The 22217-nt window shown below is 27.9% G+C and carries 19 protein-coding genes, 2 pseudogenes and 1 riboswitch; of the genes and pseudogenes, 12 read left to right on the forward strand and 9 right to left on the reverse strand.

Features of this window, described 5'->3' with window-relative positions:
* A pseudogene (locus BM384_RS06360) lies at positions 1-274 on the reverse strand (IS1182 family transposase); the annotation flags it as partial.
* Positions 275-412: 138 nt separating this feature from the next.
* Here BM384_RS06360 and BM384_RS06365 point away from each other — a divergent pair.
* A complete protein-coding gene (locus tag BM384_RS06365; RefSeq protein WP_090012218.1) occupies positions 413-1459 on the forward strand; it encodes an aldose epimerase family protein in 1047 nt (348 codons plus the stop codon).
* 146 nt (positions 1460-1605) lie between these two features.
* Complete coding sequence (locus BM384_RS06370) at positions 1606-2364, forward strand: DeoR/GlpR family DNA-binding transcription regulator (protein WP_090012220.1); 759 nt, start codon at positions 1606-1608, stop codon at positions 2362-2364.
* Between the two features lie 43 nt (positions 2365-2407).
* On the opposite strand, the gene BM384_RS06375 is transcribed toward BM384_RS06370, so the two are convergent.
* Positions 2408-4144 (reverse strand): ABC transporter ATP-binding protein, encoded by a 1737-nt coding sequence (locus BM384_RS06375; RefSeq protein ID WP_090012221.1) that lies wholly within the window; start codon positions 4142-4144, stop codon positions 2408-2410.
* Complete coding sequence (locus tag BM384_RS06380) at positions 4144-5874, reverse strand: ABC transporter ATP-binding protein (RefSeq protein WP_090012223.1); 1731 nt, start codon at positions 5872-5874, stop codon at positions 4144-4146. Before BM384_RS06380 ends, BM384_RS06375 begins: the two co-directional genes overlap by 1 nt.
* Before the next feature lie 130 nt (positions 5875-6004).
* Here BM384_RS06380 and BM384_RS06385 point away from each other — a divergent pair, with 130 nt between their 5' ends.
* Both BM384_RS06385 and BM384_RS06390 read left to right on the forward strand, forming a co-directional pair.
* On the forward strand, positions 6005-6871 hold the full coding sequence (locus tag BM384_RS06385; RefSeq protein WP_090012225.1) for a LysR family transcriptional regulator: 867 nt from the start codon (positions 6005-6007) through the stop codon (positions 6869-6871).
* 70 nt (positions 6872-6941) lie between these two features.
* Positions 6942-7778, forward strand: coding sequence for a hypothetical protein (locus BM384_RS06390; RefSeq protein ID WP_090012226.1), 837 nt, complete (start codon positions 6942-6944; stop codon positions 7776-7778).
* A gap of 7 nt (positions 7779-7785) precedes the next feature.
* Here the strand turns inward: BM384_RS06390 and BM384_RS06395 are convergent, their stop codons facing one another.
* Positions 7786-8460: a hypothetical protein gene (locus BM384_RS06395; RefSeq protein WP_090012228.1), complete on the reverse strand. Its 675-nt coding sequence runs from the start codon at positions 8458-8460 to the stop codon at positions 7786-7788.
* 160 nt (positions 8461-8620) lie between these two features.
* Between BM384_RS06395 and BM384_RS06400 the strand changes: the two genes are divergently transcribed.
* Positions 8621-9247, forward strand: a complete 627-nt coding sequence (locus BM384_RS06400) for a nuclease-related domain-containing protein (RefSeq protein WP_090012229.1) — start codon at positions 8621-8623, stop codon at positions 9245-9247.
* 96 nt (positions 9248-9343) lie between these two features.
* On the forward strand, positions 9344-10705 hold the full coding sequence (locus BM384_RS06405) for a citrate/2-methylcitrate synthase (RefSeq protein ID WP_242945961.1): 1362 nt from the start codon (positions 9344-9346) through the stop codon (positions 10703-10705).
* A 30-nt stretch (positions 10706-10735) separates the two neighbouring features.
* Here the strand turns inward: BM384_RS06405 and BM384_RS06410 are convergent, their stop codons facing one another.
* Both BM384_RS06410 and BM384_RS06415 read right to left on the reverse strand, forming a co-directional pair.
* Positions 10736-11155 (reverse strand): hypothetical protein, encoded by a 420-nt coding sequence (locus BM384_RS06410; RefSeq protein ID WP_090012233.1) that lies wholly within the window; start codon positions 11153-11155, stop codon positions 10736-10738.
* A 50-nt stretch (positions 11156-11205) separates the two neighbouring features.
* Positions 11206-11637: a hypothetical protein gene (locus tag BM384_RS06415; protein WP_090012234.1), complete on the reverse strand. Its 432-nt coding sequence runs from the start codon at positions 11635-11637 to the stop codon at positions 11206-11208.
* A gap of 240 nt (positions 11638-11877) precedes the next feature.
* Here BM384_RS06415 and BM384_RS06420 point away from each other — a divergent pair, with 240 nt between their 5' ends.
* Genes BM384_RS06420 through hisJ form a run of 3 tightly spaced genes read left to right on the forward strand, consistent with a single transcriptional unit; the run spans position 11878 to position 15192 of the window.
* Positions 11878-13209 (forward strand): alpha-amylase family glycosyl hydrolase, encoded by a 1332-nt coding sequence (locus BM384_RS06420; protein WP_090012236.1) that lies wholly within the window; start codon positions 11878-11880, stop codon positions 13207-13209.
* A 19-nt stretch (positions 13210-13228) separates the two neighbouring features.
* Positions 13229-14401 carry a hypothetical protein gene (locus BM384_RS06425; RefSeq protein WP_090012238.1) on the forward strand — a complete coding sequence of 391 codons (1173 nt, stop codon included), beginning with the start codon at positions 13229-13231 and terminating at the stop codon, positions 14399-14401.
* Positions 14398-15192, forward strand: coding sequence for a histidinol-phosphatase HisJ (hisJ, locus tag BM384_RS06430; RefSeq protein WP_090012239.1), 795 nt, complete (start codon positions 14398-14400; stop codon positions 15190-15192). The genes BM384_RS06425 and hisJ overlap by 4 nt, the downstream gene beginning before the upstream one ends.
* 41 nt (positions 15193-15233) lie before the next feature.
* Here hisJ and BM384_RS06435 read toward each other — a convergent pair whose 3' ends face one another.
* Positions 15234-16241 carry a PLP-dependent cysteine synthase family protein gene (locus BM384_RS06435; protein ID WP_090012241.1) on the reverse strand — a complete coding sequence of 336 codons (1008 nt, stop codon included), beginning with the start codon at positions 16239-16241 and terminating at the stop codon, positions 15234-15236.
* A 138-nt stretch (positions 16242-16379) separates the two neighbouring features.
* On the opposite strand from BM384_RS06435, the gene BM384_RS06440 reads away from it, so the two are divergent.
* Positions 16380-17090 carry a GntR family transcriptional regulator gene (locus BM384_RS06440; protein ID WP_090012243.1) on the forward strand — a complete coding sequence of 237 codons (711 nt, stop codon included), beginning with the start codon at positions 16380-16382 and terminating at the stop codon, positions 17088-17090.
* A 43-nt stretch (positions 17091-17133) separates the two neighbouring features.
* Positions 17134-17679, forward strand: coding sequence for a GNAT family N-acetyltransferase (locus BM384_RS06445; RefSeq protein ID WP_090012245.1), 546 nt, complete (start codon positions 17134-17136; stop codon positions 17677-17679).
* 89 nt (positions 17680-17768) lie between these two features.
* On the opposite strand, the gene BM384_RS06450 is transcribed toward BM384_RS06445, so the two are convergent.
* Positions 17769-18611: a patatin-like phospholipase family protein gene (locus tag BM384_RS06450; RefSeq protein WP_090012246.1), complete on the reverse strand. Its 843-nt coding sequence runs from the start codon at positions 18609-18611 to the stop codon at positions 17769-17771.
* Positions 18612-18964: 353 nt separating this feature from the next.
* Here BM384_RS06450 and adhE point away from each other — a divergent pair, with 353 nt between their 5' ends.
* On the forward strand, positions 18965-21589 hold the full coding sequence (adhE, locus tag BM384_RS06455; protein ID WP_090012248.1) for a bifunctional acetaldehyde-CoA/alcohol dehydrogenase: 2625 nt from the start codon (positions 18965-18967) through the stop codon (positions 21587-21589).
* 155 nt (positions 21590-21744) lie between these two features.
* Positions 21745-21845, forward strand: a riboswitch (TPP riboswitch).
* Between the two features lie 166 nt (positions 21846-22011).
* Here adhE and BM384_RS17915 read toward each other — a convergent pair.
* Positions 22012-22217, reverse strand: a pseudogene (locus BM384_RS17915) (IS110 family transposase); the annotation flags it as partial.

Consider the following 22217-nt stretch of genomic DNA (forward strand, 5'->3'; position numbering starts at 1 on the left):
TATCTGTTTTGCAAAGACCTTCTAATTCTCTTAAAGAACTTATTCCGTTCTGCATAAATGCGAATAGTATAACTTTAAGTAATTTCTCTGAATCACATCTTGGACGACCTGTTTTGCAGCCTTCCCCTGCAAAATATGATTTTAGGTCAATGTGATCTATTACATCACAGAAAGTATATACCGGATCTGAAATATCAATAATTTTTTCGATTTCCAATGGTAATTTTAATTGTTTTGTTATAAAATTATTATTAGTAAAATTATTTGGTATCATAATTTAATTTTACCAAAAAATCGCTGTAAGTTTAATGCCTACAGCGATTTTCTTTTTAGGAGAGTTTTTTTTACATCCCCTTTTTTTGACTTAAAAAGTGGTATTATATAATTAAAATGATTTGTGAGGAGAAAGATAATGAAAATATTTAGAAAAAAAGTTTTAGAGAAAGATAATGAAAATATATATCAGTATATATTAATAAATGATAATGATATAGAAATAAAAATCTTAACATTAGGAGGAATAATAACAGATATAATGGTTCCTGACAAATATGGTCGAAAAGAGAACGTAGTAGTTAAGTGGAAGGAGTTGAAAGATTATTTTGATGATGATGCATATACTGGTTCAATAATAGGAAGAACTGCTGGAAGAATTGCAGATGGAAAAGCTGAGATTAATGGAGAAGAATACGATTTCAATATAAATAATGCTGGTGTAAACCAACTTCATGGTGGAAAAGTAGGTTTTAATAAAAAAATATGGAGTGATAAACACTTAGAAAGTAAAAATAATGTTTCCTTAATTTTAGAATATAGAAGTATAGATGGAGAAGAAGGATATCCTGGAAATTTAGATGTAAAAGTTATTTATTCATTAAATAATAACAATGAATTTTCTATTGAGTATTCAGCAGTAAGTAATAGGGATACATTAGTAAATATGACTAATCATGCTTACTTTAATTTATCTGGTAATATGAAGAGTAACATTTTAGATCATACTCTTAAAATAAAAGCTAGTAATGTGGCAGAAATAAGAGAAGATGGAGCTCCTAATGGAAATATATTTAATGTAGAAAATACACCTTTTGACTTTAGAGAAGAAAAAACTATAAAAAAAGATTTGTGGGAAGATAATAATCAGCTAGATAGGGGTAATGGATATGATCATCCATGGATTCTTGATGAACATAACAATTGTATAAAGCTTGAGGATGAAAAGTCTGGGAGAATTATGGAAGTTAGTACAGATAGTAAAGCTACTGTAATATATACAACCAATTATCCTTCAAATAAAATTTTATTTAATGGAAATCATTTGATGGAGCAAGGTGCAATATGTATTGAAACTCAGAACCTTCCAATTGGTGAGAATAATAAGTTTGTTGAAGATTCAATATTATTAAAGGATACAGAATTTAAACGTAAAACCATCTTTAAATTTTCCGTAACAAGGTAGTAGTTTTTACGTTTTTATTACAAAATATATAAAACATGTAAAATATTATGTTTTTTTATTGTAAAATGGAGTATAATTTAAATATAGTAACAATTGATGCAATAAATATAAAAATAGTACGGAAAATGGTATAGGGAGGATAAGAAATGTTACCAAGGGAAAGATTGGAAATTATTAAGAATATTGTAAAAATAGAAAAGAAATTATATGTATCAAAATTAAGTGAAAAATTCAATGTTACAGAAGAAACAATAAGAAGAGATTTAGAAAAGCTTGAAAAAGAGGGATTAGTAACAAGGACTTATGGAGGAGCAATATTAAACTCTAATACTGGAAATGAAGATATTCAGTTTCCTAGAAGAACTAGGATAAATGAAGAATTAAAGAGAGATATAGTATTAAAAGCCTTAGAATATATTGCTCCAGGTATTACAATAGCTGCAGATTCAAGTACAACTGTACTAGAATTATTGAGTACTATTAAAAACAGAAATGATGTTACTGTAATAACTAACTCTGTAGAAGGGTTAATGGAATTAAGTGATTCTTATGTAAATGTTTTAGCTACAGGAGGGAATTTAAAGCAAAATTTAAAATCTCTGCAGGGACCTATAACTAAAAATACATTATTAAATTATAATGTGGATATTACTTTACTTAGCTGTAATGCAATTGATATGAAAAAAGGAATTTTAGAAGCTAATGAAGCAGAGTCAGAAATAAAGAAAATCATGAAAAAACAAGCAGATAAAACTATACTCTTAGTCGATCATACTAAATTTAATAAATCATCTCTTGTTAAAATGTTTGATTTTAAGGATTTGGATATCATAATTACTGATAGAGAACCAGATGAAGAATGGAAAGAGTTCTTAAATAAAAATAAAATAGAGGTTGTTTTCTAAATGAAAATTAGCATATAAGAGTTATCTTATATGCTAATTTTTATTATTCTACAGCAAATTGACTGTTATAAAGTTTGTAATAGAAGCCTTTTTTATTAAGAAGGGCTTCATGATTACCTTGCTCTATAATATGACCATCTTTTAGTACTAAAATTAAGTCGGCATCACGTATAGTAGATAATCTATGAGCTACTACAAAACTTGTATGGTGTTCCATCATTTTATTAAATGCTTTTTGTATATAAATTTCAGTACGAGTATCTATATTACTTGTAGCTTCATCTAATATAAGCATAGGAGGCTTTGTAAGCATTACTCTTGCAATACATAAAAGCTGTTTCTGACCTTGAGAAAGGTTTCCTCCAGCATTTGAAATTACAGTATCATAGCCATTAGGTAATCTTTTTATAAATTCATGTGCATGGGCAGATTTTGCGGCTTCAATTATTTCATCGAAAGAAGCATCTTTATTTCCGTAAGCTATATTTTCTCTAACAGTACCTGATTGTAGCCATGTATCTTGTAGAACCATTCCATAAAGTTTTCTTGTACTTGATCTTTTTATAGTGTCCATATCATTATCATCTATTTTGATTTTTCCTGAATCTATATTATAGAATCTCATTAATAAATTAATTAAAGTTGATTTACCACTACCAGTAGGACCGACAATGGCTATGCTATCTCCAGGTTTAGCATGAAGATTGAAATTTTTAATTAATTTCTTTGATTTATCATATGAGAAATCTACATTTTCAATTTTTATATCTCCATTAGCTGTTTTTAAATCTATTGCGGCATCAGAATCTTTAACTTCATCTTTTAAATCTAATACTTCAAATATTCTTCCAGCTGAAGCAAGAGCAGCTTGAAATTGAGTAAATACAGCTGAAATTTCATTAAAAGGTTTTGTGTACTGATTTGCATAAGAAAGGAAAGATGAAATCTGTCCTACAGTTAAGGTTCCTTTTAAAGCAAAAAGTGAGCCTATAACTCCAACAGCTGCATAAACTATACTGTTTACAAATCTTGTTGATGGATTAGTAAGTGCAGAATAAAATTGAGCTCTAAATCCACATATAGATAATTTCTCATCAATTTCTTCAAACTTTTTTTGTGCCTTATCTTCATAAGAAAAAGATTTTACTATTTTTTGATTACCTATCATTTCATCAATATATCCAGTAAGTTCACCTTGAATCTTTGATTGTTTTAAGAACATATCGTGAGAATGTTTGGCTATAAATGAAGCAACAAATAATGATAAAGGTGTAATTATTATAACAACAAGAGCAACATATACGTTAATTGAAAGCATAAAAGCTAAAGTACCAAGTATAGTTATTACTCCAGTGAATAATTGAGAGAAACCATTTAAAAGTCCGTCAGATATTTGTGAAATATCATTTATTACTCTGCTTATAATATCTCCATGTGAATGAGAATCTATATATTTTAATGGTATTGAATTTAACTTATTAAAAGCATCAACTCTAATATCTTTTACAGTGTTATATGTAATCTTATTAGTACATCTAGTCATTATTAATTGAAAGAGTGATCCAATAATGATACTTGAAGCAAGAACTAATGTGATTTTTAATATCCTTGTGAAATTCACATTATTAACACCAATAATACAGTCTATAGCCTTACCTATTAAAATTGGATTAAGAAGAGTAATTATTACACTTAATAAAGCACTTAAAAGAGAAATTATTAAGTAAAATTTATATGGTTTTATGTAAATTAATAATCTTTTTAATAACTGTTTTTGCATTATAAGGCTACCTCCTTTTCTGAAAGTTGTGAAAGGCATATTTCTTTATAAACTTCACAGTTATCAAATAGGTAATCATGAGTTCCTACACCTTTAATTTCACCATTATCAAATACAATGATTTTATCAGCAGTTTTTACAGTACTTGCTCTTTGGGATACCATAATAACAGTCATATCTTTAGTTTTTTCTCTAAGAGCTTTTCTTAAAAGAGCATCTGTTGCAAAGTCTAAAGCACTTGAACTATCGTCTAATATTAATATTTCAGGATTACATAAAAGAGCTCTTGCAATGGTTAATCTTTGCTTTTGTCCTCCAGAAAGGTTTTTACCACCTTCAGATACTATAGTGTCGTATTTTTCAGGTAGTTTATTTACAAACTCTGAAGCTTGTGCAATATCTAATGCATTAGCTATTTCTTCATCTGAAGCATTTTCATTACCTAAAGTAAGATTTGATCTTATAGTTCCTGAAAATAAAACACAATGCTGAGGAACAATGCTGATTTTTTTTCTTAAGTCTTTAAGTTTATAACCTTTAATATCTATACCATCAACTAAAACAGAACCTTCTGATGCATCATAAAAACGTGGAATAAGATTTACGAAAGTTGATTTTCCAGAACCAGTTCCACCAATAACTCCTATTGTTTCTCCAGGTTCAATTGAAACATTTATATCAGAAAGGGAATATTCATTTGAATCATTAAAATGGAAGAAAACATTATTAAAAGTAATCTTTGATGAATTTACTTTTTTAGTTTCTATAACACTTTCTTCAGTAATAGAAGATTGAATTTCAAAAATCTCTCTAACTCTTTTAATAGAGGCAAAAGCCTTTGTAAAAAGAACTATTAAGTTAGCTAATACTATAAGAGTAAGTAAAATAGAATTCATATAGTTAATTAAAGCTACTATATCTCCTCTAAGAAGAGAGCCTGAATTAACATTTGCGCCTCCAAACCATAATATTGCTATAATTGCAAAGTTAGCTATTAAAGAGGTTATTGGATTTAGTAAAGCTGAAATCTTACCAACATTTATAGATTCAGTAGATAAATCATCACTAGCATTATAAAACTTCTTCATTTCATACTCTTCATTTGAAAAAGCACGAACAACTCTAGCACCTTCAAGGTTTTCGCCTGTAAGTAAAGATATATGATCTAACTTTCCTTGAATTTTTGAATAAAAGGGAATAGATTTTGACATTATGATATATATAACAAGTGCTATAAATGGAGTTGCTATTAAAAATATAATAGATAGCTTTAAGTCAATTGTCATTGCCATAATAGTAGAACCTATAATTAAGAATGGTGCACGAAAAGCAAGTCTTATAAGCATAGCTATAGCATTTTGGATTATATTAACATCATTAGTGATACGAGTTATTAGGGTTGCAGTTCCTATTTTATCAATTTCGCTATGAGAAAGTGAATTTATATGCTTAAACAAGTCGTTTCTAATATTAGTACCAATTTCTTGAGATGCTCTTGAAGCAAAGTATTGACATATAATTGCGCATGTAAGACCTGTAAAGGCAAATAAGATTAATAGACCTCCCATCTTAAAAATATAGTTTGAATTAGAAGTACCTATACCTATATCAATAATTTTGGCCATGACTAAAGGAACTATTAGTTCAAAAACAGCTTCTAATAGTTTAAATATAGGACCAAGGATTACTTCTTTTTTAAAATCTTTTAAGTAGTACGTTAGTTTAAACATCTTTTCATATCCTTTATTTTTTAAAATTTTGATTTTATTCAATTATTATAGCATAATGAAATGTATATTAATAATATTTAGAATATATATTAAGTATACGCAAAGTGTATAGTTTTATAAGGGGGATATGATGGAAATTAAGAAACTCAAGTATTTTGTCACCATAGTGGAAGAGGGAAATATAAGTGCGGCATCTAAGAAGCTCCATGTATCTCAGCCTCCTTTAAGCAATCAAATGAAACTTTTAGAAGAAGAACTTGGAATGAAGCTTATGGAGAGAGGTGCAAGAAATATTACCTTAACTGAGGCAGGAAAACTTTTATATAAAAGAGCAAAGGATATTATAGAACTTACAGAGTCAACAAAGAAAGAATTAGAAAATATAGAGCATGGCCTTGCTGGCACTTTTGCTTTAGGTACCAATTCTTCTTCTGGAGCTATGATACTTAAAAATAAAATAATGAAGTTTAATAAGGAATATCCTAAGGTTAAATTTGAGATTCATGAAAGAAATACATATGAACTATTAGAATTATTAAATTCAGGAGTTATAGAAGCAGTTATAGTAAGAACACCTTTTAATATGGATAGAATAGAAGGATATTTTTTTGAAGAAGAACCACTGGTAGCTGTAATGAAATCTGAATTTGAATGGAGTAAGGATAATGAAATATCCTTAAAAGAATTAGAAGGCAGCAAGGTCATTATATATAGAAGATTAAAAAATATAATTCTTGAATGTTGTAGTAAGAAGGATATAAAACTAGATATATTTTGTGAAAATGATGATGCAAGAACTACTATAATGTGGGCAAATGCTGGACTTGGCATAGGAATAATACCAAAATCAGCACTTCATTTTATAAAAGGAGATGAACTTATATATAAAGCTATTAAGGAAAAAGAACTATATACTCAGCTAGGAGCTATATGGAATAGAGAAAGGTATTTATCAACAATAGCAAAGAGCTTTCTAGAGATTTGTAAGGAAAAGTAATGAATAAATATGGAAAATAACTGGAAAAAATATTAGAATAAATATATCTTATATTTATAAGGAGAAGGTTATGAAAGAAAAAAATAAAAATATTTTAAACATAACAAAAGATAAGCTGAACATAAAAAGAATTGCAGTTTATTTAACCTTATTAATTATATTAGGTATAGTTATAAAAGTTTTCAGTGTAGAAAAAGGTAATAGTGAAGAAATAAAAAGCGTGCTAAAGGATAGAGGAGTTACTACTTGTGACAATGAAAATGAAAAGAAAGATATAGAAAAATTTGTAGAGGACTCTATGTTAGAAGAGGGTTTTTATACTAATGATAATAAATATTTTTATCCACAGGTTATAAATAAAGTTAAGAATATTAATATTGATGAAGTTGATTCAACTAATAAAATTAAAAGCTTTTCGGCAGATTTGAAGCTTTTTAATGGTGTATTTTTTCAAAATTGCAATGTAACTGGTGAAGTGTTATATGAAAAAGATAATATGAAGCTTAACAATATTAATGTAAATTCAGATAATAAAATTTATAAAGAGAATAATTTAGATGAGAATATAATAGGAGATATAGCTTTAAATGAAATGCTAAATAAAGGTTGTTTTTTGCTAGAAAGTGATGGGGATTTTTACGAAGAAGTTATAGAACTTAAAAGAGAAGATATAAAAAATATTCAGGTTAAAAATTATATTATAAGGGAAGATAATACTATTAGAGCAGAAGTAGAAGGCTCTATTTATTTAGAAAAATATGAAGGTGAATTTAAGTTTGATGGAATTGTGAGTATTTCTAGTAACTTAATTAATGGAAATAAAAATAATGCTAAGAAAATTAATATTTATGATGTACCATTTAACATTAATTTTCCTAGCATTGAAGAAGAAAATGAAGAACAATAAATCAATATTAATGTTTTATGTTATCTGAGATTACATTTCCTTCTTCAGGAATTTTACCACTATCTAAAATATGATCATTAGTATTAGATATTACTTCAGCATAATTTTTTAAAGTATAGCTATAAGTTTTTGTCCCTTCATCATAATTATCAATAGTTATAATTAATCCTTCATTAGTAGTATCAGAAAGCGGTGCTATACTTGAATAATAAGTATTACTGTCTCCATCAGTTTTACTTACAGTAACAGTATTATTATCATTTTTTGATACTGTTACTTTACAGATATTTTGTAGATAAGAATCTTCTTCACCTAAGTAAAAATCAAGAAGTTTTTTTACTGCATCCTCTGGAGTCTTTGCAATATCAGCTTTTGCAGCTGCATCAATATCTATACTCTCATCAATACCTGTATTAGAACTTGTTGATTGTTCATTATTATCATTAGAATTATTGCTTTGGTCTGAAGCGTTATTATCATTTTTACTTTCTTCAGGTTTTGACTCCTCAGTTGATGAAGTATTATTTTCTTCTGTACAGTTTGAATCTTCTTTAGTTGAATCATCAGTGGTAGATGTTGTTGCTACTTCTTTAGAATTATTAGAATTCTTATTAAAAACAGCAAATGCGATAACAATAGCAGCTACAACTACTACTAGACATGCTAAAATCTTCTTGTTCAATTGTAAAACTCCCTTCAAATTTCATATATAATATATTGTAAATTTATATACATATTAAGTCAAATATAAAATAATATGTAAGTAAAAAAGTAATAAATATTTAAAAAAGTTGAGATATTATTTATAATTGTTAATATATAATAAAACTAGGAGTGAAAAAATGAACTTTTTAATTATTATAATAGCTCTTCTTATACTAAGCTTAATATCTTCAAAGGGTAAAGGTAAAATCACAGCTAAAAGTAAGGGTATAGTAGGAGAAAATCAGGTGAAAAGAGTTCTGAAAAACTTGCCTTCTGAATATACTATAATCAATGATGTATTAATTAAGTATAAAAGTATAACAACCCAGATAGATCATATAGTTGTATGTAGCAAAGGTGTTTTTGTTATTGAAACTAAGAACTATTCAGGAATTATATTTGGAGATGATTCATCTAAGTATTGGACACAGAAATTAAATGGGCGAAGTAATACTTTTTATAGTCCATTATGGCAGAATAGAACCCATGTTAATGCTATAAGAACGTTGCTAAAAAAATATAAGCATATATCTGTTTATTCCATTGTTGTTTTTTGTGGCAATAGTAATATAAAAAGAGTGAAATGCAAAGATGGGGTTATATCAATAAAGGAACTAAGTAAGTACATAAAAACATATAAAGCTGAAAAATATTTAGAAAAAGAAGATATTAAAAATGTATCTAATATAATAAATTTTAATAATATACAAGGTAGAAAAGCTAGAAGTGCATATATTAAAACGATAAAAAAAGAACATATTTAATGGAGGATTGCAAAAAAAAGTAGTCCTTTTGTTATTTAAATGGTAAAATATAGTTTATATAAATAAAAAAATAAAAAATGGGAAAGGGTGGAGTATGTGCAAAATAACTTTTCAAAAGTCACAGCAGATATTATTAATTTAAAAAATATATGTAAAAAAAATAGCTCTATTGAAGAAGCTTTATACAGAAAGTATGAAGTTAATAGAGGGCTTAGAGACATAAACGGAAAAGGTGTACTTACTGGTTTGACAGAAATATCTGAAATTAATTCTAAAAGAATTGTAGATGGAAAAACCGTTCCTTGTGAAGGGGAATTATATTATAGAGGGATAAAAATAGAAGAGTTAGTTTCAGGATTTATTAAGGAAAAAAGATTTGGCTTTGAAGAAGCAGCGTATTTATTGCTTTTAGGAGAACTTCCAGATAAAGATAAACTTGAAAATTTTAATAGTATTTTAGCAAACTATAGAAGTCTTCCTACATCTTTTGTTAGAGATATAATAATGAAGGCACCTAGCTTTGATATGATGAATACTCTTGCAAGAAGTGTTTTGACTTTATATTCTTATGATAATAATGCAGATGATACAAGTATAGAAAATGTATTAAGACAAAGTCTTCAGCTTATTGCGTTATTTCCTTTATTATCTGTATATGGATATCAAGCTTATGATCATTACTATAATGAAAACAGTCTTATTATTCATACACCAAGACCAGAACTTTCTACAGCTGAAAATATATTATATATGCTTAGAAGTGATAGTAAATATACAGAACTTGAAGCAAGAATACTTGATTTGGCTTTAGTACTTCAAGCAGAACATGGAGGAGGAAATAATTCAACATTTACAACTCATGTTGTTTCTTCATCAGGAACTGATACTTATTCAGCAATAGCAGCTGCATTAGGTTCATTAAAGGGGCCTAAGCATGGAGGAGCCAATATTAAAGTTGCTCAAATGTTTGATAATATGAAAAAAACGGTTAAAAATTGGGAGGATGAAGATGAAGTAAGTTCATATTTAAGAGCTCTTCTTCATAAGGAAGTATTTGATAGATCAGGACTTATTTATGGAATGGGCCATGCTGTATATTCATTATCAGATCCAAGAGCTAAAATATTTAAGCAGTTTGTAGAAGATTTATCAGAAGAAAAAGGATTTACAAAGGAATATAAATTATATTCTTTAGTTGAAAAACTTGCACCAAAAGTAATTGCAGAAGAAAGAAAAACTTATAAGGGTGTTAGTGCTAATATGGATTTCTATAGCGGATTTGTATATAGAATGCTGGGTCTTCCAACTGAATTATTCACACCATTATTTGCTATGGCAAGAATAGTTGGCTGGAGTGCTCATAGAATAGAAGAACTAATTAATACAGATAAAATAATACGTCCTGCTTATATGAATGTAGCAGATAGAAGAAGTTATATAGATTTAAATAATAGATAGTAGTAAAATAAGCTGACACTTAAAGTATTGTCAGCTTATTTTTTTTAGATCTAATTCATTAATTAAAGCTCTGAATTTAGATAACTCATTATTCAAATCTTTGCAGTATTTTTTAGAAGACAAATTTATTATTTTATATGAGTCTTTTAAGTTAATACAGCTATCTTTTATAAAATTTATATATTCTGATATATCTTTTATCTTTTCTATAGGAATATTAATGTTGTTTATTCCTGGAATATCAATTTTAATTGTATTATCAGACCTTATGTTATAGCATAACTTCACAAATTCATAATTTATAGATTGAGTACTTTTGTATATTTCATGAATTAAACAATATAAATCATCATCTTTATCTAATTTGTTTGAAAATTCTTTTGTTACTATAGAGATTCTTTCCATTAAATAAGTAAATTCAGTTAAGCTGTCGTTTAAGAATTTAGACATAATTATCACCTCTTCTATAGATAGTATGTATACAAAAGTTTAATTATGAATTAAAGAAGTCCCTTGATATCCTCAACTGATGATAAAAAGTTCTTTATTGGTTTTTCTAAATAACTAAGTTTGCTTTCAGTGTTTTCTGGTATATCACTTAATATTAAATTAAGAGGCTCCTTTGTTTCAATTATTGTTTCAGAAAGAAGTTTCTTTAGTTCGTCAACATTATTTAAGCAAGTAGGAGAAAGGTCTGGAATATTAAAATCACACAGATTAACATTTGGACTTTTACCATTACGGATATCGTAACAAGTACGGGTAAAGGCATTGTCTATATCTATTGTAGATACATAAAAATTACGTAAGCTCTTATTTAAGTTTGAATTATTTCTAAAGTTATGAGCAGAAATCCTTGTTATACATGAAATAGATTCAAAAAGTCTAGTGAATTTAATCCATGGCTGTAATTTACTATTATCATATTTCATAAAATTATCCCTCCTATATAATAAATTAAGCAAAATTAGTTTAAACAAATAAAGAGAAATTATTCCTTTCATTTTTTATTATAAACTAATTTGCAATAAATGTAAACGATGACTGGTGTAGAGAAAAATCAATAAAAAATTATATTAAATAGAATAAGTGAATAATTATATAATATTAATTTTTAATAATTGAAATATATGTTAAAATAGAAAAAAATAAGAACGAGGTGTGAGAGTATTATGACTGAGTGGTTTAAGGATTGTATTATTTATCACATTTATCCTTTGGGCTTTTGTGGATGTCCTAAGACAAATAATGAAGTTAATTCAGTAAATAGGATAAAAAAAATTATAGAGTGGATACCTCATATGAAGAGTATGTCTGTAAATGCTGTATACTTAGGACCAGTTTTTGAATCAATGACTCATGGATATGATACAAAGGATTATTTAAAATTAGATAAGAGGCTTGGAACAAATGAAGAATTTAAAATGGTATGTAGTGAGCTTCATAAAAATAATATAAAAATAATTTTAAATGGAGTATTTAATCATGTTGGAAGAGAATTTTGGGCCTTTGAAGATTTAAGAAAAAATAAAGAAAAATCAAAGTATATAAATTGGTTTCAGAATATAAGGTTTGGAAATGAAATATATAAAGATGATGGTTTTACTTATGAAGGATGGAATGGTCATTATTCATTAGTTAAATTAAATATTATGAATGAAGAAGTTAAGGAGTATATATTTAAATGTATATCCTTTTGGATAGATGAATTTGCCATAGATGGGCTACGTATTGATGCTGCTGATTATATGGATAGAAATTTTTTTAGAAGTTTAAGAAGGTATTGTGAGGGAAAGAAAAAGAATTTCTGGCTTATGGGAGAAGTTATCCATGGAGATTATAAGCTATGGGCAAATAATGATATGCTTCACTCTGTAACAAATTACGAATGTTACAAAGGTATATATTCATCTCATAATGACAAAAATTACTTTGAAATAGCATATTCAATAAACAGGCAAAAAGGGGATTATGCTATATATAAAGATATAGATCTATATAATTTTGTAGATAATCATGATGTAAATAGAATAGCTAGTACATTAAGAAAAAAAGACTACTTAGAAAATGTATATACTCTTTTATTTACTATGCCAGGAATACCAGCTATATATTATGGAAGTGAGTGGGGGATTGAAGGAGTTAAACAAAAAAATTCAGATGATGATTTAAGAATTAGTTTAGATTTAAATAATATTGTAAGTGATAATAAAAATTTATATGAACATATAAAGAAGCTTGGAAATATAAGAAAAACTTTAAAAGCCTTAAAGTATGGAGATTATAAACAAATTTTAATAAGAAATGAGCAGTATGTATTTAGTAGGTGTTTTGAAGGTGAAGAGGTATATATTCTTTTGAACTTATCAGAAAAACCTTCTAATATTCAATTTAATTGCAATAAGGCAACTCTTTTAGATGAATTGACAGGGGAAAAAATATCAGTATTAAATAAACAAGTCAATGTTCATTTGAAACCATATAAAGGTATGATTTTAAGATAAAAAACGGGAGATTTTATTTATGTATAATAAGGCGAGAAAAAAATGGTTTATTCAAGGTAATAAATTAGAATGTAATATTAGAGAATATGATGTTCATGAAAAGAAAAATAATGAAAAAAATATGAGCAGCTTTATAAAGAAAATAGAGAAACATATGAAAAAAAGACCTATAGACACATCTAAGCAGGCTTTGTGGGAAGAAGAGATTATAAGTATTATTAAGTCGTTTATAAAGAATGATGAAATCTTTAATTTAAGTGGACTTGATACTTATGAATTAGATTGTATGATAAACATGAATAGAGAGTTTTTATATAGAGCTAGAGAGTTTGATTCAAAGATAGAAAAAGATTCAGTATTTCAGGCTTTAAGAAATGTATGGATAGTTGGAATTTTACAGGACTTATTAGGAGAAAAAATATGTCTTAAGAAATCTATTTTTGCATATAGCATGGTATATCCATATAGTGATAATTTTCTTGATGATAACAATATAACAAACGAAGAAAAAGATGAGTTTAATGAAAAGTTGTACTTAATGGTTAAAGGAGAAAAAATACACTTAGAAAATGAACTAGAAGAAAAGATATATAAGTTAATAAATTATATTGAAGATGATTATGAAAGAAGCAAATACCAAGGTGTATATAGAAGCTTAATTGATATATATAAAAGCCAAGTTAAAAGTATTAAGCAGCAAGGAAAAATGTATATTCCATATGAAGCTGATATATTAGATATTTCAATTGAAAAAGGTGGTACTTCAGTACTAGTAGATGGGTATTTAATAAAAGGAGATTTAAATGATTTAGAAAAAGAGTTTTGTATAAATTATGGAACATTGCTTCAGCTTATTGATGATTTTCAAGATTTAAAGGAAGATAATTATTCAACTATTATGACTCAGGTGGCTGAAAAGTATTATTTAGATGTAATTATTAATAAACTTATAAATTATGTATATGATTTATTTAATAATACAAGATTCCTTGAAAATAGAGAAAATTTAAAAAAGGTAATGATAAGTAATTGTATTATAATGATAGTATGCAATATTGCATTAAATAAACAATATTTTAGTGAAAATTATATAAAAGATATGGAAAAGTATATACCTTTTACTATTGATTATATAGAAGTATTAGATAAAGACTTAAAGAAAAAACTTAGAAAAACGGAGGGGTTAGCATGATTAATATAAAGAAAGATGGTCATATTCATTCACCATTTTGTCCACATGGTACTAAGGACAGCTTAGAAATGTATGTAGAAAAAGCATTAGAAGAGGGGTTAGGGGAGATTACGTTTACAGAGCATCTTCCACTACCAAAAGGATTTATTGATGAAAATATTATTGATGAATCTGCTCCTGATGAAGAAAATTTTGCTTTATATATAGAAGAAGTTAAAAGAATTAAGGAAAAGTATAAGGATAAAATTAAAATACTTATAGGAGCTGAAATTGATTATCTTGAAGGGTTAGAAGAGGAAACTGCCAAAATTCTTGAAAAGTTTAAGGATGATTTTGAAGACTCAATAATATCAGTACATTTTATTAAATATAAAGATAAGTACTATTGTCTTGATTATAGCACAGAGAGATATGAAGAATTAATAAATATTACAGGCTCCTTAGAAAACTTATATAATTTGTATTATGAGACTGTTATTAAATCTATTAATGCAGATCTTAATGGGTTTAAAGCCAAAAGAGTAGGACATCCAGCCTTAGTTAGAATATTTAATATTGTATATCCTTATAATTATAAGAATGAAGAAATGTTAAAAAGGGTAGCTTTAGAAATACAAAAGGGTGGATATTCTGTGGATTATAATACAGCAGGGGTTAGAAAGAAATACTGCGGGGAAGTTTATCCATCAGGAATCTTAAATGAGCTTATTGATAAATATGGAATTGAAAAAATATATGGATCAGATTCTCATACTGCTAAAGATGTAAGATTTGGTTTTGGAACCTTATAAAAAAAGAGCTGTACTCAAATTTTGGGTACAGCTTTAGCTTTCTATAGAACATTTAAATCAAGAAGCTCTATCTTAGATGATATAAAATCATCTTTAATAGGTTCTGTTTTCATAAGATCAGTACTTAGATATTTTTTATTATCATCAGGGAAAATTGTGCAAATAACAGAATCAAGACCAAGTATATCTAAAGCTTTAATGCAACCTAAAAAATTTGCTCCTGAAGATATTCCAACGCCAAGACCTAAACAAGATGATAGCTTCTGAGCCATAATAATTGCATCTCCGTCATCTATAGGAAGAATAGAATTTATTTTAGCTCTTTTAAATAAAGGTGGTACAAATTCATCAACGATTCCTTGTATTCTGTGTTCCTTTACAATTGTTCCTGTAGAGAGGGTAGGGGAGCTCTTAGGTTCGATAGCATAAATTCTAGTGCTTGAGTCATATTCCTTTAAAAACTTACCTACACCCATTAGTGTTCCTCCAGTTCCAACACCTGATACAAAGGCATTAGGCTTTAGATTTGAAGAACAAAACTTGTTTATTATCTCAGGACCTGTTGTAAGATAATGGGCAGATGAATTATCTTCATTAGAAAATTGCGAAGGAAGAAATATATTGTTATTATTATTAGATTCTTCTATAGTTTTTACAATACATTGAAGAAAACCGCCTTCTTCTTTAGAAACTAATTTAAGCTCAGCACCAAAGCTTTTTAAAATTAGCTTCCTTTCAGAACTCATCCAATCAGGCATATATATTTTAGTTCTATTTCCAAGATAGGAACCTATAGCAGCTAGAGAAATTCCTGTGTTACCACTTGTAGCTTCAACAATTGTATAATTATTTCTTATTCTGTCTTCTGAATATGCTCTTTTTAATATATATAAGGCCATTCTATCTTTAATGCTTCCTGTATAATTAAAAGATTCTAGCTTAGAGTAAATCTTACATACTTTATTTTTGTATAAAAAAGAAATCTCTATCATTGGCGTATTACCAATAACTTTTTCAATCTCTGAAAGCTTATCTAGAATATTTTCCATAAAAACTCCTATAATAATATTACTATTATTATAAATATATGTCTTAAGTTATTTTGATGACAAAAAGTAGAATATATTCAATTTTATATATGTGAATAAGATGATATAATATAAATAAAAAATAGGGGGAGTATTGTTATGTTAAAGTATGAACAGATTGCTTTGGATATTCAGAAAAAAATAAATAATGGCGAGTATTCAGCTAATGATCAGCTTCCTTTGGAAAAAGAAATGTGTATACAATATAATGTAAGCAGAATAACTATAAAAAAGGCAATGGATAAGCTTGTTATGAATGGGAGTGTAGTTAAAAGAAGAGGTGCTGGAACCTTTGTTAAAGATGTGGATTATACGGAAATAAAAGATATAAGTACTTCAAAACAATTTAACGGTTTCTCTGATAGTCATAAGGGAGAAAAAGTTACTTCTAAAATAATAGAATTTAAAGTTGTTAATCCATCAGAGGAAATTGCAAATAAATTAAAGATGGAGAAGGATGATTTTGTTTATTATATATGTAGGGTAAGATATGCAGATGAAAAACCTTTCGTCCTTGAATATACTTACATGCCTATAGATGTTATATCTGGAGTTAAGAAGGAAGTCTTGAAAGGATCTATTTATAATTACATAGAAGAAAAATTGAATTTAAAAATAAAAAGTGCCCATAGGACAGTAAGAGCATTAATACCATCAAATTTGGAAAAGAAAGAGCTTATGATGGAAGAAAATATTCCTATATTGCAAATTGAACAAATAGCATTTTTAGATAATGGTCAGCCTTTTGAATATTCAAAATCAAACCATAGGGGAGATAGGTTTGATTTTAAGAGTATAAGTATAAGATAATTATTATATTCTTATATTGTAAATTAAGGCAGGTGGTCACAAGATGGATAAATATATTAACTTAAAAGGAAAAGATAAAAAAGAATTTAAGGGAAGACTAAAGTTATTAGATGAAACTTATATAAATGAGATAATGAAACTTCAAAAGCATATAAGTGAAATGTTAGAAAATAAAGAATGGTATTTTGAAACTAGTAAAGAAGAATTTCTTTTTGAACTTAAAGAAGGAAAAGTTATTGGGTGTTTTGTAGAGGGTGATAGATTAGTAGCTTTAGGTGTATACATAAGTTTAGGATATGAAGCTGAGAATTATGGATACGATATGGAATTGCCCAAAGAAGATTTGCTAAAGGTAGGACAGATAGAAGCAACTTTTGTACATGAAGATTTCAGGGGGAATGGTCTGCAGAGAATAATATGCGAAGAGCTTGAATCTATAGCAAGGAAAAATAATAAGATTATTGCAGTTACTGTGCATCCTGATAATACATATAGTTTAAATACCTTTAAAAAGCTTGGATATACTATTGAAAAAGAAAAAATAAAATATGGTGGGCTTAGGAGATTTATATTAAAGAAATATTTATAATCTTAAGAAATCTTTCCTTATATGTTTTAAGAATACAGATAAAATAAAAAGGCAGTCATATGAAAATGTGACTGCCTTAATTAAGTTGATTATAGAAATAATTTTTTTATCTCGTCCATTTTTTCTATGGCTTGATTATACCCATCTTGCCATCCTTTTTGTATTTTTTTAATATCTTTTTCAAAGCTTTCTATAGCTTGAGATGCATCAGGACGTATTATTACTGCCTTTCCTTGACGTTCTAATTCTTCACAAAATCTTACTGTTTCATTATATAATTGGTGTCTTGTAAGAAGGGGCTCAACTAAATTTGGATATTTCTTTTTTAATGCTTTTGCAGCAAAAACATTACTTTTTGAAAGTTCTTTTCTATATTCTTTAGGCCTAGTTAGAATAATTAAATGTTTATCATTACCATCGGCTATAGCTTTTTTAATTGGAATAGGATCGCATAAACCTCCATCATAATAATAATCATTATTTATTTTTATAGCAGGGAAAAAGAAAGGAATAGCACATGTGGCTCTAAGAGGAAGACATTTTCTATCTAAGTCTTTTAAGTCAATGTATTCAGTTTTTCCTGTAGAAGCATTAGTTATTCCTGCAAGAGCAGTACCTTCATATTTTTTAAAAGCATCCATATCGAAAGGATTAAGTTTGTTTGGAATTTCATCAAAAACAAATTCTATTCCAAATATACTCTTACATTTGAAAAAGTTTCTTACACTTAAATATCTTTTATCTAATCTATACTTTTCAAGAATTTCTAAGTTTCTTTTATATTGCTTAGATAAGTATGATATTCCATTTGTTATTCCAGCAGATACACCAATGCAGTAAGGAAATGTTATATCGTTATCTAAAAGAGCGTCCATAACACCAGCGCTAAAGATTGGTCTGAAGGTTCCACCTTCTAGTATTAAACTTGGCATAATATCCTCCTTTATAAATGGTTAATAGGAAAATTATACATCAATATCTTGTTGAAGACAAATGAAAATATTTGACTGCACATTGTTAAAAAAAATTCACATTTTAAAGTTTTTTAAAATAATTACAAGGAAAAAACGGAAATGAAAAGAATAAAATGAAAAATAAATGTAAAATTGATTACGTGTAAGCGTTGTATTTACTCGATTTTTATGGATAAATAAAAAAATATAAAATTTGTTTGAAAAATATATTGACAAAAATTTAACTATATCATACAATAAAACCATAGAGATTGACAAAATAATCACAAATAAAAAATAAATTTTAAAACTCTTTTTTGGAGGTAGTAACAATGAAAGTAACAAATGCACAAGAATTAACACAAAGAATCAAACAATTAAAAGAGGCACAAGAAAAGTTTGCAACATATACTCAAGAACAAGTAGATGAAATTTTTAGACAAGCTGCTTTGGCTGCAAATAATGAAAGAATAAGACTTGCAAAAATAGCAGTTGAAGAAACAGGAATGGGAATAGTTGAAGATAAGGTTATAAAGAACCACTTTGCAGCAGAATATATTTATAATCAATATAAAGATATGAAAACTTGCGGAGTTCTTGAAGAAGACAATGTATTTGGAGTAACAAAAATAGCTGAACCAATTGGAGTTGTAGCTGCAATAGTACCAACTACTAACCCAACATCAACAGCAATATTCAAAACATTAATATCATTAAAAACAAGAAATGCAATTATCATTTCTCCACATCCAAGAGCAAAGAAAGCAACAATTGAAGCAGCAAGAGTTGTTTTAGATGCAGCAGTTAAAGCTGGAGCACCAGAAGGAATAATTGGATGGATTGATGAACCATCAGTTGAATTATCACAACAAGTTATGGCAGAAGCTGATATTATATTAGCTACAGGTGGCCCAGGAATGGTTAAGGCAGCTTACTCATCAGGAACACCAGCATTAGGAGTTGGAGCAGGAAACAGTCCAGCAATTATAGATGAAACAGCAGATATAAAAATGGCAGCAAACTCAATATTACTTTCAAAGACATTTGATAATGGAGTTATCTGTGCATCAGAACAATCAATAGTAGTAGTAGATAAGGTATACGATGCAGTTAAGAAGGAATTAGCTGATAGAGGGGCTTATATATTAAACTCTGATGAAGTAGTAAAGGTAAGAAAAATAGTATTAAATGATAAAGGTGCATTAAATGCTAATATGGTTGGTCACTCAGCTTATGATATAGCTAAGCTTGCAGGAGTAGAAGTACCTAAGTCAGCTAAGATATTAGTTGCAGAAGTTAGCAAAATAGGTTCAGAAGAACCATTATCTCATGAAAAGTTATCACCAGTTTTAGCTATGTATAAAGTTAAAGATTTCTCAGAAGCGTTAGAAAAAGCAGAAAAGCTATTAGCTTATGGAGGAATGGGGCATACTTCAATACTTTATACAAATGAAGCTAACACTGATAGAATAAATGAATTCGGAAATAGAGTAAAAACATCTAGAACATTAATAAACATGCCATCATCACAAGGAGCTATTGGGGACTTATTCAACTTTAGATTAGCACCATCATTAACTTTAGGATGCGGATCTTGGGGAGGAAACTCAGTTTCAGAAAATGTTGGTCCAAAACATTTAATTAATGTTAAAACAGTAGCTAGAAGGAGAGAAAATATGCTTTGGTTTAGAGTACCAGAAAAAGTTTACTTCAAATATGGATGCTTACCATTTGCCTTAAGTGAATTAAAGGATATGGGTAAAAAGAAAGCATTTATAGTAACTGATAAGTTCTTATTCAACTTTGGATATACTAAGAAGATTACAGATATATTAGACAGAGATGGAATTCAATATAAGATATTCTCAGATGTAGAACCAGATCCAACACTTGCAAGTGCTAAGGCAGGAGCTTTAGAAATGCAAGACTTTAACCCAGACGTAATTATATCACTTGGTGGTGGATCAGCAATGGATGCTGCTAAGATTATGTGGGTATTATATGAACATCCAGAAGTAAGATTTGAAGATTTAGCTATGAGATTTATGGACATTAGAAAGAGAATATACACATTCCCACATATGGGTGATAAAGCAATGATGGTTTCTGTAGCAACTTCAGCAGGTACAGGTTCAGAAGTAACTCCATTTGCAGTTATAACTGATGAAAAGACAGGAATTAAATATCCATTAGCAGATTACGAATTAACTCCAGATATGGCAATCGTAGATCCAGAACTTATGATGACTTCACCTAAGGGATTAACAGCTTGTGCAGGTATTGACGTATTAGTTCATGCAATGGAAGCTTATGTATCAACAATGGCATCTGAATTTACAAATGGTTTAGCAATAGAAGCTATTAAGTTAGTATTTGAAAACTTACCACTTGCTTACTCAGAAGGTTCAACAAATAAAGAAGCTAGAGAAAAGATGGCTAATGCATCATGTATGGCAGGTATGGCATTTAGTAATGCATTCTTAGGAGTTTGCCACTCAATGGCTCATAAATTAGGAGCATATCACCACTTACCACATGGTATGGCTAACTCATTATTACTAAACGAAGTAATAAGATTTAATGCATGTAATGCACCAACTAAACAAGCAGCGTTTGCTCAATATAAATATCCAAATGCAGGAGAAAGATATGCTAAAATAGCTGATGCTTTAAATCTTGGTGGAAATACTGAAGAAGAAAAGGTAGAATTATTAATCAAAGCTATAGAAGAATTACAAGCTAAGGTTGAAATGCCAAAGACAATAAGAGAAGCTGGGGTTGATGAAACTAAATTCTTTGAAAAACTTGATGAAATGTCAGAACAAGCTTTTGATGATCAATGTACAGGAGCTAACCCAAGATATCCATTAATAAGTGAAATAAAAGAAATGTATATAACAGCTTTTAATGGAAGAGAAGAAGCTAAAAAAGAAGTTAAAAAAAATAAGAAAAAATAATAATAGCCAATAACAAATAATTTGACCATATAAGCCGTCCTAAGATTATTATCTTAGGGCGGTACTTTTTGTTAAATTTAAGTGAAAAATACCTGTTGAATTGTTTTAAAAAAATAGAAAAAGTTGAAAATGAAAAATAAATATAGTAACATATAGACGTAAGCTAGGGGTGCCAATTTGGCTGAGAAGGAAAAGGTCCTAACTCTTTAAACCTGATGTGGTTAATACCAACGTAGGGAAGCGGAATATAAAGTGTTTTATTAACTTAGCTTGCTTATTATTTTGGCAGGCTTTTTTTAATGTCTAGACCAGTTATACAAAAAAATAAAAAATTTTAAAAATTAATTTTTTAAAAAAGGGTACACTTAATAAATCATTACTATTTTACGAATAATGGACAAGAGTGAGTTTTAAATTATATGTTATATTACTTCGTGTAAATTACTATTTAAATATAATTTTTTATGTACTTCAGGTAATCGTAATTCAAAGGGCTTTTTATCCCTAAGTATTGCAAAAAAGTGGTTAATTAATTTGTGCATTATAGCTCCAATAGCTACTTTTTTAGGTTTTGATTTAATTAACTTATTGTAGTATTCAAGCAAAACAGGATTAGCCGGAACTCCGT

The organism is Clostridium sp. DSM 8431 (assembly GCF_900116755.1).
Lineage (GTDB): Bacteria > Bacillota > Clostridia > Clostridiales > Clostridiaceae > Clostridium.